The sequence below is a fragment of the Moraxella sp. K1664 genome, from assembly GCF_039693965.1.
In the GTDB taxonomy this organism is placed as follows: Bacteria; Pseudomonadota; Gammaproteobacteria; order Pseudomonadales; family Moraxellaceae; genus Moraxella.
On the sequence record NZ_CP155576.1, the window covers coordinates 2332008 to 2347694 of the forward strand.

18 protein-coding genes and 1 tRNA gene are annotated in these 15687 nt (G+C 39.8%); 13 read left to right on the forward strand and 6 right to left on the reverse strand.

Features of this window, described 5'->3' with window-relative positions; genetic code table 11:
- Nucleotides 1-3: 3 nt before the first annotated feature.
- Nucleotides 4-2868, reverse strand: a complete 2865-nt coding sequence (gene tssI / locus AAHK14_RS11315; protein WP_194092550.1) for a type VI secretion system Vgr family protein — start codon at nt 2866-2868, stop codon at nt 4-6.
- Between the two features lie 255 nt (nt 2869-3123).
- Here tssI and AAHK14_RS11320 point away from each other — a divergent pair, with 255 nt between their 5' ends.
- From AAHK14_RS11320 to AAHK14_RS11360, 9 genes are all read left to right on the forward strand, one after another.
- Nucleotides 3124-3609 (forward strand): type VI secretion system tube protein Hcp, encoded by a 486-nt coding sequence (locus AAHK14_RS11320; protein WP_062500990.1) that lies wholly within the window; start codon nt 3124-3126, stop codon nt 3607-3609.
- A gap of 76 nt (nt 3610-3685) precedes the next feature.
- Nucleotides 3686-4447 (forward strand): type VI secretion system accessory protein TagJ, encoded by a 762-nt coding sequence (locus AAHK14_RS11325; RefSeq protein WP_065255549.1) that lies wholly within the window; start codon nt 3686-3688, stop codon nt 4445-4447.
- A gap of 3 nt (nt 4448-4450) precedes the next feature.
- Entirely contained in the window at nt 4451-4906 is a 456-nt protein-coding gene (locus AAHK14_RS11330) for a GPW/gp25 family protein (protein ID WP_062500995.1), read from the forward strand.
- Between the two features lie 16 nt (nt 4907-4922).
- Nucleotides 4923-6752, forward strand: a complete 1830-nt coding sequence (gene tssF, locus AAHK14_RS11335; RefSeq protein ID WP_065255550.1) for a type VI secretion system baseplate subunit TssF — start codon at nt 4923-4925, stop codon at nt 6750-6752.
- 2 nt (nt 6753-6754) lie between these two features.
- Complete coding sequence (tssG, locus tag AAHK14_RS11340) at nt 6755-7729, forward strand: type VI secretion system baseplate subunit TssG (protein WP_065255551.1); 975 nt, start codon at nt 6755-6757, stop codon at nt 7727-7729.
- Between the two features lie 8 nt (nt 7730-7737).
- A complete protein-coding gene (locus AAHK14_RS11345; RefSeq protein WP_065255552.1) occupies nt 7738-7950 on the forward strand; it encodes a hypothetical protein in 213 nt (70 codons plus the stop codon).
- On the forward strand, nt 7901-8368 hold the full coding sequence (locus AAHK14_RS11350; protein WP_156065041.1) for a hypothetical protein: 468 nt from the start codon (nt 7901-7903) through the stop codon (nt 8366-8368). The genes AAHK14_RS11345 and AAHK14_RS11350 overlap by 50 nt, the downstream gene beginning before the upstream one ends.
- A gap of 73 nt (nt 8369-8441) precedes the next feature.
- Nucleotides 8442-9140: a hypothetical protein gene (locus AAHK14_RS11355; RefSeq protein ID WP_065255554.1), complete on the forward strand. Its 699-nt coding sequence runs from the start codon at nt 8442-8444 to the stop codon at nt 9138-9140.
- Complete coding sequence (locus AAHK14_RS11360) at nt 9133-9453, forward strand: hypothetical protein (protein ID WP_065255555.1); 321 nt, start codon at nt 9133-9135, stop codon at nt 9451-9453. The genes AAHK14_RS11355 and AAHK14_RS11360 overlap by 8 nt, the downstream gene beginning before the upstream one ends.
- A gap of 4 nt (nt 9454-9457) precedes the next feature.
- Here AAHK14_RS11360 and AAHK14_RS11365 read toward each other — a convergent pair.
- A protein-coding gene (locus AAHK14_RS11365) for an IS5 family transposase (protein WP_345952322.1) occupies nt 9458-10227 on the reverse strand; the annotation gives its coding sequence in 2 pieces (ribosomal slippage) (nt 9458-9739 and nt 9742-10227; 768 coding nt in all).
- Between the two features lie 231 nt (nt 10228-10458).
- On the opposite strand from AAHK14_RS11365, the gene AAHK14_RS11370 reads away from it, so the two are divergent.
- From AAHK14_RS11370 to AAHK14_RS11380, 3 genes are all read left to right on the forward strand, one after another.
- Complete coding sequence (locus AAHK14_RS11370; protein ID WP_083108361.1) at nt 10459-11298, forward strand: polymorphic toxin type 44 domain-containing protein; 840 nt, start codon at nt 10459-10461, stop codon at nt 11296-11298.
- Entirely contained in the window at nt 11295-11822 is a 528-nt protein-coding gene (locus tag AAHK14_RS11375) for a hypothetical protein (RefSeq protein WP_065255557.1), read from the forward strand. Before AAHK14_RS11370 ends, AAHK14_RS11375 begins: the two co-directional genes overlap by 4 nt.
- A gap of 110 nt (nt 11823-11932) precedes the next feature.
- Nucleotides 11933-12472, forward strand: coding sequence for a hypothetical protein (locus tag AAHK14_RS11380; RefSeq protein ID WP_065255558.1), 540 nt, complete (start codon nt 11933-11935; stop codon nt 12470-12472).
- A 259-nt stretch (nt 12473-12731) separates the two neighbouring features.
- Here AAHK14_RS11380 and AAHK14_RS11385 read toward each other — a convergent pair.
- The 4 genes from AAHK14_RS11385 to AAHK14_RS11400 all read right to left on the reverse strand — a co-directional run bounded on the left by AAHK14_RS11385 (nt 12732) and on the right by AAHK14_RS11400 (nt 15216).
- A tRNA-Gly gene (locus AAHK14_RS11385) sits at nt 12732-12807 on the reverse strand.
- 91 nt (nt 12808-12898) lie between these two features.
- On the reverse strand, nt 12899-13195 hold the full coding sequence (locus tag AAHK14_RS11390) for an SH3 domain-containing protein (protein WP_065255559.1): 297 nt from the start codon (nt 13193-13195) through the stop codon (nt 12899-12901).
- Nucleotides 13196-13321: 126 nt separating this feature from the next.
- Entirely contained in the window at nt 13322-14656 is a 1335-nt protein-coding gene (locus AAHK14_RS11395) for a glyceraldehyde-3-phosphate dehydrogenase (protein ID WP_065255560.1), read from the reverse strand.
- A 116-nt stretch (nt 14657-14772) separates the two neighbouring features.
- Nucleotides 14773-15216 (reverse strand): (deoxy)nucleoside triphosphate pyrophosphohydrolase, encoded by a 444-nt coding sequence (locus AAHK14_RS11400; RefSeq protein ID WP_062500229.1) that lies wholly within the window; start codon nt 15214-15216, stop codon nt 14773-14775.
- A gap of 224 nt (nt 15217-15440) precedes the next feature.
- On the opposite strand from AAHK14_RS11400, the gene AAHK14_RS11405 reads away from it, so the two are divergent.
- Nucleotides 15441-15602 (forward strand): hemin uptake protein HemP, encoded by a 162-nt coding sequence (locus tag AAHK14_RS11405; protein WP_227514671.1) that lies wholly within the window; start codon nt 15441-15443, stop codon nt 15600-15602.
- The last annotated feature ends 85 nt before the right edge of the window (nt 15603-15687 follow it).

Sequence of the window (15687 nt, forward strand, 5' to 3'; positions counted from 1 at the left end):
TCCTTACTTCTGTGTTGCCAACTCATATTCAACCGTTGCCTCTCCTATTGGAGCATTTTTGATAACTGCTTGCCCTTTTTCATCTAAAATACCTGTTTTTTGTGAGCCATCTGCGAATGTAACTGTATATTTCGCTCCATAGATAGGTGTTCCATCGGCATGCAGATATTCCAAAACTAGATCGGATGGGTCAATCTTGACGTTTGGCAAGGTTGGGATTTTTAAGCTCACCCTCTCACCCCCCTCCATCACCTTCTCATTACTCTTGACTCTAAACACCCCAGGTGTTGTGATAAACACGCCTTGTTCGTTCATTTTAAACTCAGAACCACAGATGTTGATGGATAATTGAGTGGGGCTTGTGATTTGGATTTTACCTTCTGTTGAGATAATCTCTATGTTGTCTTTGGCGATGTGTTTGATGTTGCCTTGTTGAGCTTGTAGTTCTATGTCGTCTTTGGCGGTGTAGTGTTTAATGCCTCCGGTTTGGACAAAGACTCTGATGCCGTTTTGGACGGTTAGGTTGTATTTTGAGGTGGTGGCAAGGCTTAGGTCTTTGTTTGTGGTGATGGCAAGGTTGTTGTCAGTGGTGATGTGAATGTTTTGTTTGGCAGTTAAGGTCATGCCCGCCAGTGAGGCAAGGGCAATATGTGGGTTTGACAGCTCTGGATGATTTAGGGTGTCATCTGAGTCGTCATCGTGGTGATTGGCATGGTCTACGCCCTCCCCTGTCATGCTTGTGTTAAGCTCATCTAAGGTGGGCATGAGCGTGTCATCCAAGGCTCGCTCTTCGCATTGTGCTTGGATGCTACTTTGTATGAGTGATGAGTGGGTGCTTGTGGCGTTCTGTAGTTGAGCTGTGGTCTCTTTGATGTCTTTGATGTGACTTGTGGCATGTGGCCTCCCATGCGTGGTAATCACCATGCCTTTATCTGCTCTTATCACCCCATGCCCATCAGTTCTTACCTCAAAGCCCTCGCCTCGGTATTCACCTCGTCCTTTGGGGGTAGTCAGGCGTCTGATGTGTCCTAGGTTAATCTCGGTGTGTAGGTGGTCGGATTTTAATTGGGTTTGGAGTTTACCTGTGGTGTCATCCATGATGAGTTGGTTGGATTTATCTCCGCCATACTCTTTGGAGCGGATGCCAGAGAGGACTTTTTCATGAGGCAGGGTGTATAGAGGCATGTTGTTTGGATTGGTCAAGGAGCCTGCCACATAGGGCATGTCAGGATTGCCTCCAAAGAAGTCAATGATGACCTCTTGGCCTGCTCTGGGTAGTGCAATGTACCCAAAGTGATCTCCTGCCCAGGTACTGGCAACACGAAGATAGCAGGTGTTTATCTGACTTAGGTTGTCTTGGTTATCATCAGTGCGATTGTCTACAAGGTGTCTTTGGGTGAGTGTGGGTTTATCCCAGTGGAACTTGACTTTGATGCGACCGTATTGGTCGGTGTGTATCTCTTCACCTTCTGGGGCGACAACAGTGGCGGTTTGGGTACGGGCAATGGGTCTTGGGCAGGGGGTTGTGGGTACAAGCGGATGTGTGGCAGGGTATGCGGTGAAGCTTGTATCGGCGGTGTAGTACTGATGGGTGTTGTTGTCTTCATCGATGGGCTTGATGCTCATCTGTAAGGCGTAGACAACCCAGTCGGTATTCATGCTTTGATTGGGATGACCTGTTAGGGTAAATAGGTGAGCGATTTGTATGCCCTTTAGTCTGCCATGTGCTGTGGCACTTAGGCTTTGATGTTGATAAGAGGCGGTGAGCTGTTCGTTTCGTGTGACTATCTCGTCATTGCCTGCTCGTCTGCCTTGATGCCACTCATAGCGTTGTAGATGATGGATGAGTGCCTGATGTGGTTTGTGTGTGTCAGTTTGTGCCTCTTTGATGGTATCATGAGCCATTAGGGGCTCACCTGGGGTTTTAAACTGATAATCAGATAAGAGACTTTGGGCACAGGTCAGTATGCTTTTGGGGGTAAAGTGCTCTAGGTATTCAGCATACTCTGGCATGCGCTGATTGGGCGGGTAGAGTGTTAGGGTGTCATAAAAGGGATTGGCATGTCTTTTTAGATGACTGACATGGTCGGTGATGATTAGGGTGTGGTTGTCTTTGGTGTGTTCAAAGTAAAAGCTGATGCCATGCTCACTCATGAGGCGAGTGATGAATGCGTGGTCTGATTCGTCATATTGGGTTTGGTAGTCTTGTACAGGATAGTCATGGGTGAGTTCAAACTGCCAAGGATAGGGGTAGCAGGATAATACCTCTTCGATGATTTGTGGGATGGATTTGTGTTGGTGGATGTGGTAGTTATTTGTTTTGGTGAGTAGGTAAGTCCATGGAGATAAGGTGAGTTCATAGACGGCATGCCTGTGATGGGTGGTGAGTTTGGCACAGCCGGTGATGATGCCATGTCTTATGACTTGTCCTGTGATGGTTCTATCATCGATGGGGTGTTTGTCATTTAAGTCAAGGGATATGCCTAAGGGGGTACCGATGAGGGCGGTTAGGTCTAAGTGAGAGGCGACGCTTTGGTAGGAGATGGTGCCTTGGTGGGAAGGCATGTGGGGTGTGTGGGAGACATGAGAAGAATGGAGAGAAGAGAGAGAATGGGAAGAAGAGAGAGAAGTGTCATTGTCTTTGGGGTGGATGATACTGCCATGATAAGCTTCAAAACTGACATAACCTTCTAGTCCCTCTATGCCATGGGCAGGGTTGCCATGTTCGTCTTTGGCTTTGACGATGAGTTTGTATTCAAACAGTCCGTTGATGCTCTCTACCCCCTGTAAGCTGTCGAACCATAGATAAGGGGTGCCAGATACACTTTTGGGCAGATAAAGAGAGTGTAGATGAGCACGATGGTTCATGGGGATGTCCTTATTGAAAGATTGAATGATTGAATGGTTAGGTGGGGTTAATGAGAATGATTTAGGAGTGATTGGATTGTAGCATGGGAGGTGGGAGGGGGTCAAGGGGGGATGAAAATTTGCTTGATTATTTATTTTGTTTTCGCTATAATCACATGAACTCATTTAAATGAGATACGATATTATTTATAAAGTAGCGTATCTCCCATTGATGAGTTAATCAACCTCACATTTTCTTTTATAAAGGTGCACATTATGGCTATAGATATTTTCTTAAAAATCGATGGTGTGAATGGCGAATCCAAGGATGCAGGACACAAGGATTGGATTGATGTTCATAACTTTACATGGGGTGCCAGTCAGCCTGCCACTCTAACCACAGGTGGTGGTGGTGGTGCAGGCAAAGTCAACTTCCAAGACCTAAAAGTAACAGCCGCTATTGATAAGGCAGCTCCTACCGTTCTCAAACACAGTGCCATTGGTCGGCACATCCCCAAAGTGGAAATCTCAGTTTGCAAGGCAGGTGGCGAACAGATTGAGTACTCTAGAATCACACTAGAAGACGTCATGGTAACTGGCGTTGAGTTCGTCGGTTCCAAGGACAATGAAGTTCTTTATGTGAATTACTCATTCCAAGCCGTCAAAATCAAAAACCAATACTGGGAACAAACCGAGCGTGGCGGTCGTGGTGCCGAAACTCAAATGGGTTACGACATCAAACAAAACAAAGCCATCGGCTAATCAGCCATTTCACCTTTTTAAAACACAACCTTATATTAATATTAGGTTGTGTTTTTATATCAGTATAGGTCACCTTATGATTATTGATAACATCACTCACCATATAGAGACACTCATTAGCCAGCTTAAAAAAGATCCCATGAACCTAAATGCCAGACTGGCACTCATTCAATGTTATTGCCTAGAGGCGGATTGGCAAAAAGCCTTGAACACCACCGATAATTTTCTAAAAATCCATAACGACCCACACGTCAAATCCCTACTTAAACAAAACATTCTTTGCGAGATACAGCGAGATGAAGTGTTTAAAAACACCAAAGCACCGCTTGCTTACCCTGATACAGCTTTTCATGACAATCAGACCCTGTTATTACAAGCCTTCTATGGCGATAACGATAATATAGTGGATATTTTCAGCCAGCTCATTGATGAGTGCGACTTTTGGGCAACCATCGCCACATATGACGAACAGAACTATCAAGATTCATGGATTGACAGTGATTTTAGATTGTCTAGTGTCTTTGAGATATTTGTGGATGCTCATTACTACTGGTTACCCGCCAATAACATCCGATCCATTCATTTTTGGCGACACGAAGTACTCACAGATATTTTGTGGCGACGTGCCAAAATAACCTTACAAAACCAACAGGAAATCTCAGCCTTTATACCTGCCAGATATCCTATTTTAACCGAGGTATCAGAAGACATCAAACAAAACAAGCGCACCCAATGGGAACAAATATCTAAATTATCATGGGCAAACGGTCAGAAGACATTGACATCAGGCGATGTGGATATCCCCCTGCTTGATATTGATGTCATCACAAGAGGGTAACTAATGGCAAACAATACCGCAAGTATCTATGACAGGCTCATGCAGTACACCTCTGGTGCTAGCATCTCTCACAGTCAGTTAAGAGAGTTTGTGATTCGGGATTTGCTCTCTTTATTAAATACCGCAAGTTACTACACAGACAATCACGCCTATTTTAGCCAAAACGAAACCTATCACTGCGTCATGAATTATGGCATACACCCCTTATCAGGTAAAAGAGCCTCAGAGATCAACTGGCTTGATGTAGAGAGCAACATCACCGCATCCATCAGAGCCTTTGAAAGTCGGATACTGCCAGAAAGCTTGGAGGTAAAATGCCTAACAAAGCACGCCGATGACATCCTACACAATCAAGTAAGCATACAAATCACAGGGCTAATACGCTCAAGCCCACATCCCGAGCGATTTGTATTAACCACCAAACTAGACTTAGAAACAGGCAGTTTTAACCCAACATAATATCTAGGAGCATGTCATGAACCGCAACTTTTTGGAAAAATACCATCAAGAACTAAAAAATTTTCGTGAAGCCAGTAAAGAATTTGCCAAAGAGCATCCTGCCGTGGCAGGACATCTTGGGTTATTAGCACCAGAGATAGAAGACCCTTATGTTGAAAGATTGATTGAAGCAGTGAGCTTCTTAACTGCTCGCATCAATCTAAAAATCGATGAGCAATACCCCAAATTTCTAGAACACATCTTTCAAGTCATCCAGCCAAGTTTTAATAAGGTCATACCCAGCTGTGCCATCGTCTCTTGTTACACCAATGAGAACACCCCCTTTATCATTCCTGCTCAGAGCTCCGTATTCACGCATGCCAAAAAAAAGAATACAGCTACCTGCAACTTTTCCACCTGTCATCCGCTACAAATCACTCCTTTTCACATCCAAAAAGTCAATTACATCAAGACCTTTAAAAACAATTACCTCTCCCAAGAACGCCAAAAAGCCAAATTAGACATCATTTTTAGCTTTCCAAAAACACTGTCCATTAAGGACATTGACTTTTCTTGTATCCATTTTTACATCAAAAATACCGACCATTATACCGCCACAGAGCTATTATATCACCTATCAACCAAAGCCACTTCTCTTAGTGTCAGTCAAAAAGACCATAAAAACATCTACTCCCCCAAAATTAAGCTTACTGGCATGGATTTTAATCTTGACATATCCAACGATAGAAAAATCAGCCATTTAAAAGATGTGGTGGAATACAGCATACTGCCTGAAAAGACCTTGTTCTTTACCATAAACGATTTACAGGCTATCATAATAGATTGCCTAAAACGACATAAAAAAACCTCCTCTGATGACATGGTGGAGTTTACTTTATCGTTTGGCTTAAGTGACTTTTCTGATAATATCGAAAAATATCTCACCCATGATTGTCTAGACCTAAACAGCATGATTATTAGCAATCATTTTATCAAAAAAACACGTTTTGTCATCAACCAAAATACCAACGAACAACACATCGTCATGGACAAAATCAGAGCCAAAGATTTTGAAATTATCTCCATAAAATCCATGGAAGGATTTAATTCAGTCAATACCAAAATAAAATCTTTTGAACCCATCTACAAAGTCGATGGTTATCACACCTTGGAGAGCACCCAAGATGTTGGATTTTATACTGACACCTATCGCTCAAACCAACTAGCCTCTACGAACAACTCCTACAAGGGTAATGAATGCTATGTTACCATCACCAATCAATATCAGCACATCACTCAGCACGACCTAAATCAACTATCGGTTGAGGCTTGGTGTAGCAACCGAAGTCTGGTCAGAGACATCAGCTGGACGCTTGATGAAGATTTGCAGCTCGATGACCGATTCAAGATCACCAAAATCGTTAGGCAGTGTCGTTTCACCGAACCTTTGGACTCACCCTCTCACACTGTCGCCCAGTGGCGACTGATGAATCTGATCGCCTCTAATTTCATCATTGATGATTTGAATAATGTAGAATCACTAACCAACCATATCAAAGACAGTCTGCTGACCATTCATGAAATGTCAAAAAATCAATCTTTTAAAGCACAGATTGATGCAATCATTAGCATTACAGCCTGCAAAACTCACGAAAGCCACAAACGCAATCGCAAGCTCATCCCCTTAAATGGCTTACATTTTGAAATCATCATAGATGAGGCAGTCATGAGTCATGCCCATCCTTATATTTGGGGCTGTGTTTTGCTCAGTCATCTAAAAGGGTATTCGCCCATCAATCATTTTACCAAACTAACATTACGCAATAAAAAGAATGAGATTATTGCCACATTGAGTTCTTTGGAGTAGTTATGTCATCTGATATCCCAGTTCAAGCAACCCCTTTAAACACCGATGACATGCAACTGTTTGCTCTACTTAGATATTTACATCTGCACGCCAATCTTACTAGAAACATCGGAGACGAGGTACAACTAACAGAGCACAACGTGCGATTTGGACAGCTCGCCAAACTATCATTTCAGGAGCGACAAGTACACCAAATCACCTCACAGGGTAAATTTCTCAAAGTCAAGATAAAAGGCTTTGGCATGCTAGGGGCAAACGGTGCCCTACCCTTGCACCTATCCGAGACGATTTATGAGAAGAATCTACACGAAAAAGATCATACCTTTAACGATTTTTTAGACATCTTTCATCATCGTCTAATCAGCCTATTTTATAAAGCGTGGCTTAGTTCAGAACCTGCGGTCATGCTTGACAATAAGAGCAATCCTCTATTTAGTGAGCACATCGCTGGCTTTGTTGGCAACCAGCCTTTGGCTGATGAAGGCATGGAGGGACTGTTAAAATACAGCCAGTTTTACTATTCTAGCTTATTACTCAATCAAAATATGCCCACACACAACCTTGTGGAAATATTGCGTGGCTATTTTGATGTTCCCATACAGATTGAAGAGAATATTGGCGAATGGATTCCTGCCGAAGCACACACCACCACCCTTTCTTCTCAACTTTTAGAACCTTTAGGTTCAGAACTTTTGATTGGTACACATTATTTTGATGCCACTCAAAAATTTCGAGTCATCATCGGGCCTGTGAGCACTGCTAAATATTTGGATTTTTTAAAAGGAGGACATCTATTTGATAAGCTCATCAGGTGGGTCGTCCGATACACCAAGCACAGCTATCAATTTGACATCAAAATCATTGTCGATAAAGACGACATCCGCCCCAGTCGCCTAGACACTTTGCACCCACTAGGGCGTAACAGTTGGCTTGGGCAACCCAAAGAAAACCCCCATGTCATCATAGATATTGATTAGGGCGTACTATGACTTTTATCATCGCCATACAAGCCAAAGACAGCATCGTGGTCGTCAGTGACACATCAAGTTTCTACATCACTGATGACGGTCGTATAAAGCCACACTCTCACAAGCGACTGCCCAAACATCTTATTAAAACCCAATTTATCAGAAATAGGAAAATTAAAGTTGACACCAAACCAACTAACAGCCAGTTTAGGTATTTTGGGTTGTATTGAAAAACAGGGTGGATTTTCTGAATGCGGGGAATTATTTATTGACAACATTAAAATCCAAGAATTTTGGCTGTCACTTGATAATAAAATTTATTACATACCACCAAAGAATATTGCAAACTCAAAGACAATAACTATAGATGGTATTGATTATAAGATTGAAAATGAGTTAACGATTGTTGGAAGTATGGCTGATACTTCGCATTCGTTATCCCAGCAATTTGAGAATCTAAATCAATTAAAGAAAGACTATGTCACAAGATTTGGTCAGGATAATGCCAATGTGATACTTATGAATGGGTTAAATAGATATTTGATTGTTTTGGAGCATATTCATACCTTAAAATGGAAACAGTCAGAATTTGCAGAATTTTATCAAAAGATTTCTGAGTCTCAATTAAATTTTAAGGATTCTGTCTAATGAGCAAAATTGACTATGTATTTTTTAAAGAGACGGGCGTACATAAAGTGATTTTAAAAGGAAAAAGGTTAGAATGACACCCATTTTGCAATATGGCATATATTTACCCGACCCTTTTAGTAGCACGGTTCACCGAGCATCTTTAGAAAAAATGGGAGATTTTGATGTGTGTATTAATGGGCAATGGGATGGCTATAACATTGGTACAAATGCCAATCAAGGACTGTCCATTCTTGCCAATGATGAGATTTATGGTATGCCCTCACCTGGTCTTTGGAGCATCTCTCAAACCCTTGATTATCAATGGATAGTAAAAGAGGGAGACCCAACAACACAGCATCATACAGGGATAGGGGGACTGTGTCCTTTAATTATTAATAGTCTGCTTTATGGAGAAAAAAATGTGTATACCAAAAGTGATTTAAAAGATATTATATTATATGGAGAGCCTAAACCAGAGCATAAAAAATATCTGTTGCAAAGAAGCTCTAAGAAATTTCATGATTTAAATCTGGCTTCAAGATCGGGACAAGTGGGCTTTGGTATCAAATCCAATGGTAATGTGGTGATATTTTTAGAGGAAGATAAAACCGCAAAAATGAGTTATTATGCATTTAGAGACTTATTTGAAGGTGAGGGCTGTATTCATGCCTTTGCTTGTGATGGCAGTGATTCTGTGTTTTTATATTTAAATAAAAAATGGAAAGTTAGAGCGGCTCTTCATAAAGACAATACCCAAACTTCTGGTATAGGATTTAGAATTGATGATTGATATTAAAATTTTATCACACGCCATTCTTATAGCTGCTTGGATTATTACCAATTTTTATTGGGTTAGTGTACTTCATACTCGTTCTTTATATGAATTTATTTGGGTTTGGTGCTCTAAATCAATATCTAATTTTTTTGAATTTTATTATCTTGGATTTTTATTAAATCTGATGGTTTTAACTCCTGTTGTTTATTTATTGTTGATTTTAAATAAAAAAGTAAAATTATTTTTATTAAAAAGATTTAAAATAATACTTTTTTCTCTTTGTTTTCTTGTGGTTTTATACAATGGAGACTTTATTAGAGCACGTTGAACATTCACAACAATCTCACCCATTGACAAACAAAAGCCAAAGCTACTGTACCTTCATAACACACCAGTAGCTTATCATACCTTGTAGCAACCGCTCTAAATCTTTTGCATTTTTCAAAGGCGTTTTCTACTAGGTGTCTTAATTTGTATAAGTAGTCATCTATTGGGTTTTGGTCTTTACTTTTGCTATTACTGCGTTTTGGTATGTTGGGTGTTGTATTGGTTTGTTTAATTTGCTCCCTTAGGTCATCACAGTCATAACCCTTGTCAGCACTTAATACTTCTGTATGCTTTGTAAAACTTGTTTGTTTTGTTCTATCAGCTGTGGAGCAATCTTAACATCATGAACTTGTCCACCTGTGATGATAAAGTCTATGGGATTCCCACAAGCATCTACCACAAGATGAATTTTTGTGGTATTTCCACCCACACTTTTGCCAATGCCTTGTTCTGTCTTGTTAGCGACATTACAAGCATGTTGATGAGCTTTGATGTAACTGCCATCTATAAATACCCATTCAGCATCAGCTTCTTCGGATAAGCATTGAAACAATTTCATGAGTTTGCCTAGCTTAGACCAACGCACAAAGGTTTTGTAAATGGTGTTATGATAACCAAAACAAACTGGTAAATCTCGCCAAGGTATGCCTGTACGAATGCGAAACAAAATGCCTTCTACGGTTAATCTAAGATTGTGCTTGTTGTAGATACCAAGTTGTAGTAGAATAATCTTTAACTTGTACCATTGTTCATTTGTGAGTAAGGTGCGAGCCATAACGATTTTGGTGCTTTGTTTGGGTTAGAGCTTGCATTGTACCAAAATCGTTTTTTGTTTTGTTAATAAAGTTCAACGTGCCCTATTTTTGATGTTAAATTTTATCCATTTAACCCCCATATTAATGAAACTGTCTATTGTGAGTATTTTAATTATTTTTCTGATAACTATTTACAATCTGGCGGTTGTGATGTTCCTGATTAATACTTAAGGTTATTTAACGTACAAGTGATGTTAAACTCTGACGCCATAAATACAAAAACCGTATTTATGAACACAATACAAACCACCACCGCCACCAATGCACAAAATCCCAATCACAATAAACAAACAGCAATCTGTCCTCACAATCAAGATGGAGCGATAGAAGTAGCGAAATATATTGTCGGCGAGATTAAGAGAAACGTAAAATCCTTGGTTGCTCAAAAAATTCGTTATCATAATACCGGAGAGATAGGAGCAGAATTACAAAGAGAGTTTGATAAGTCAAATGAGAGAATTGGCAAAATTAAAGACCCATTTGAATTCGGACAACCCATTCGTAACCCAGAAATCCAAAGAAACCCCATAATATCGCTTAAATTATGGCATGACATGGTTGATACGAATAAGCCTTGGGATCATAAGTGGCAGATAGTAACAGATGAAAAATTACTAAAAGTAACAGTACATAGACTAACTCCTAGAGGGGCATGTTCTCACAGCCATTATCATAAATATAAAAAATTTGATTATTTCTATGATATATGGTCAAATATTCACTATGGCTATGTTGGGCTTAGTGTTGGGTTTTCCGAGCAGGCCTTGCTGTCAGGATCTTGGGTGCAACAAGTTGGGAGTGATATTATATCTGCATTCAAAGAAAGAAGATTGCCAAGAGCAGATACCTTAGATGACAATACTGCAATGAAAATTGGCTTTGAGCTTTATAAAAAACGTGGTAAATTTGCTGACAAATTAACCCCTGAAGACATGTTGTATATTTTCAACACACCACAAAACCAACTACCAAACTCAAAACAAATCCATTGGTGCAACAATCCAAGCAACCCAAATAGGATTAAAAAATGAAAAAATTAAATTTAGTAAAATTAATAAAGAAATATAAAAAAACTTCTTTTTTTGTATTTTTAATATTTTTATTTTCAATATACAGTGAGTTTTCTTTATTTTATTATGATACAACTTTCAAGATATATAATAAAAGCAATCATCTAATTAAATATACAAAAGCAGAGATTCCCAATGTTATAGACCCTATGTTTAGTGACGAAGAATTATCAACCTTGAAATCTTACTATGATTTAACAAAACAGAAATCAATAACACTAGTATCTAATAGCAAATATTGGAGAAAAGAAAAAAGACGTTTGACTCTTAATTTCTACACTACGGATTTCATAGAGATGAATCACGCTAGCTTTATAGATGAACCCACATACCCCAACCAAAAACCTTCTTGCTCTTTTAAAATAGAAGTTGATCCTGATAAAACTGTGGTAACACCAACCTATAAGCGGTTTTGTAAAAAGCCGATGTATAACTATGAGAATTTTAATCCTTACAATCCAAAACACCAATCACAATCTTATTAACCCCATAACAGTCTGTTAGGCATTGTAGATAACATACCACAAAACCAACTACCAAACTCAAAACAAATCCATTGGTGCAACAATCCAAGCAATCCAAATAGGATTAAAAAATGAAAAAATTAAATTTAGTCAAATTGATAAAGAAATATAAAAAAACTTCTTTTTTTATTTTTTGCGTCACAACAATGTATTTATACGTACAATTATCTATATTTTTTTACGATACAGTATTTGAAATACACAATAAAACAGGCAAACAAATTTCTTTCTCAAATTTTCAATACAAACATAAAAATGAAGATAGTTTTGATTTTGAAGATAAGGATGAATATAAAAGTTTTAAATATTATTATGACATAAAAAGGAATGGAAAATCAAAATATTTCTTAAATCCAAAGTATCACCATGAACAAAATCAGGTTTACGTTTCTATTGAAATAAGATATGGCGGAAAATATTTAACTAACAATAATATTTATCAACGTTTTCATGTAAATTTTTCTACAAAACCAATAGAAAATCATCAAAAACCCTCCTGCTCTTTTAAAATAGAAGTCTATTCTGACAGAACTGTGGTAACACCAACCTATAAGCGGTTTTGTAAAAAGCCGATGTATAACTATGAGAATTTTAATCTTTATGATATTTAGGTGTGATATTTAGTATAATAGACCTCTTGCGAGATTAAGATTTTATCGAGCTTGTCAAAATTCTAAATCCAATAAATCAAGGTTTGCAAGCCAAAATTTTTGAATTTCGCAATAACTCTAATACAAAACAGCCATAGCTCATATAGACAAACTGAGCAACTCTGTAATAACCATCTTCAATCAAAATTCACTCCCCTATATTCCTTAAGTCTCAAACAACAAAAAAGCCCAAACCTTTCGATTTGGGCTTTTTAAAATTTGGAGCGGGAAACGAGATTCGAACTCGCGACCCCAACCTTGGCAAGGTTGTGCTCTACCAACTGAGCTATTCCCGCATATCAGCATTCGCTGTATGGGTGCGTATTATATAGCATTTTTGGCAGACGTCAAGCACTTTTTTAAAATTTTTTTTAAAAAGCACCCAAATTAGTAACAACTGATAAACTCACGAAACACCCAACCGATGTATCTATCAGTTCTGGCATTAAATACCAATGCCCATGGACGTCCTTTATCATCATAATCATACTCTGAGACATAGACAGTCGTACCATTTTTGACTTGCCCGATAACTTTACCGTTAGGCGTGGCACGGGCATTAAGCGGAGTGCCTGTCGGGTCGGTAACTTTGCAAGTTTGGGCAAATGCAGTGGTTGGCATGGCAAGTGCCATACTAAGTCCGATGGCGGTTAGGGTGGGAGCTAATAAAGATTTGATTTTCATAACAATGCTCAAAAAATAACTCAAAAAGACGTTTATTAATCTTTAAATTTACAACAAAACAGGGTATTTGTCAGCATAACACAAATACTCTGTCATTAACAACCAATTTAGCAAATAAACAACCGATTAATTATTCGCCATCACTTCCGCCACACGAATGACCTGCGTGCTGTATCCCATTTCGTTGTCATACCACACATACAAGGTTGCACGGTTGTCGGTGGCGATGGTTGCCTTAGCATCAAAAATCGCCACTTTTTCAGAACCAACAAAGTCGGTAGATACCGCCTCTGGGCTGTCTGAGTAGTCAATTTGCTCTTGCCACTGCTCGCTTTGTGATTTTTCTTTGATAAAGGCGTTTAGCTCATCAGCAGAACCGACTGCTTTGTCAAAGTTAAGGTTTAAAATCGCAAGCGAGACGTTTGGCGTTGGCACACGAATGGCGTTGCCTGTGAGTTTGCCTTTTAACTCAGGAATGGCTTTGGATACAGCAGAGGCAGCTCCCGTTGAAGTCATGACCATATTTAAGGGAGCGGCACGACCACGGCGGTCGGATTTGTGGTGGTTGTCTACCAAGTTTTGGTCGTTGGTAAAGGCGTGGACGGTTTCCATATGTCCGTTTACGATACCATAGGTGTCGTGTAGCACTTTTAGCGTTGGCGTGATGGCGTTGGTGGTGCAAGACGCTGCCGATACGATGGTGTCGCCCCCGATGGTGTCATGGTTTACGCCATAGACCACGTTTTTGATGTCGCCTTTGGCAGGGGCGGTGAGTAGTACTTTTTTCACGCCTTTGCTTGCTAGGTGCTTGCCAAGCCCTGCTTCGTCTTTCCATTTACCTGTATTGTCAATCACGATAGCATTATCAATGCCGTGGGCGGTGTAGTCAATCTCGCTGGGGTCAGAGGCGTAGATGAATTTGATAAAGCGACCGTTCACGATGATACCGCTATTGGCGTTGTCAATCTCCACCGAGCCGTCAAACCAGCCATGCACACTATCACGCTCCAATAGCGAACCACGCTTATCAAGGTCGCCGTCTCCTGCGGGGCGTACCACGATGGCTTTTAGTTGTAAGCCCTTATCAGAGGCAGGACGGCTCATAAGTAGACGTGCCAAGATACGCCCGATACGCCCAAAGCCATAGAGTACCACGTCCGTGGCAGGGATTTCGGTGCCATTGGCAAAATCGCTTGCTTTTTTACCTTCTTTGACCGCTTGTCCCAAATCGGCGGTGATATTGGTAGCGGTGATGTCTTTGGCAAGGGCAAGGGTGTCCGCCACGTCAAGTCCTGCCTTGGCGTGCTTGGCCAGAATGTCCGATACCGACAACGCCACGCGCTCACCAAAAAACAGAACATTGACGTTTTGGGTAGACAATTTGGCAAGGGCAACAAGCAGTTCTGTTGCTTGGGTTTCTTGGGTTTGGCGTTTGGTTAGGTGGTCTTGATAAATGCTCATATGCTGTCCTATCATGAATGAATGGAATGGATAATATAACAAAACACCCAAATTTTAAAGGAATTTGGGTGTTTTGACAAGGGTTATTTATTTTAAAAATAGGGGTATTTTTTAATTTACATACTATCCAACCACATCAAAATCTGCTGATTTGCTTGCGGAAACCGTTCATCACTTTGTAATAAAGTCATTTTATCAAGCCATAATAAAGCCTGATTATCCAAGCCAAATTTTTTGTCTTTAAAATCAAGATATTGGCTATCACTCAAAATAATATCATACACATATAGTCTAACTGCTTTATCTTCATAATCGTGATAAACTTGCCCAAGCTCACTCATCGCATTATTACTAATATCCAAGCCAAGCTCTTCACTCACTTCACGGATTAGGGCGGTTTGGGGTGTTTCATCTGGCTCAATCTTACCGCCAACAAATTCCAATTTACCGCCTTGATGTTGATGAGCATGACGGGTCGCCAGTAAAAATTCATCGCCATATCGCAATACCGCTACCGCCACAGGGGTGATTTTTGGAGAATTTTTGCCTTTGGTAGTCATATTTATACCTTTTATCAGAAAAATGGTCAAATTTATCAAATTTTGCAATTTATATTTGCAATCTTAGAAAAATTTGATATTATATCAACAAATGATAACTTTTATTGTTTGTAAAAATTTAGTGTTTAGATAAAATTATCATTTTAAGCTAATAGTTATTATCAGCCAGACGGCTCGGAAAAATATCCGCAACCCGTCCAATCATAAGGAAACTTGTCATGACCATGACCATCGCTCGTTATTTTAGCAACCGTGAATCCACTCGTCTGCCCACCCTGCATTCACAAAACTTATTCGCTTTGACCAAGGAAGTGCGGATTGAACATCAGGGCGAAGAATATCGCTTGCGTCTGACACGCAATAACCGCTTGATTTTAACCAAATAATTTATCAAAATTTTCATAAACTCCAAACCAAAAAGTACGCCCCTAATCGTGGTGTGCTTTTTGGTTTTTAGCAAATAGGTAAGGA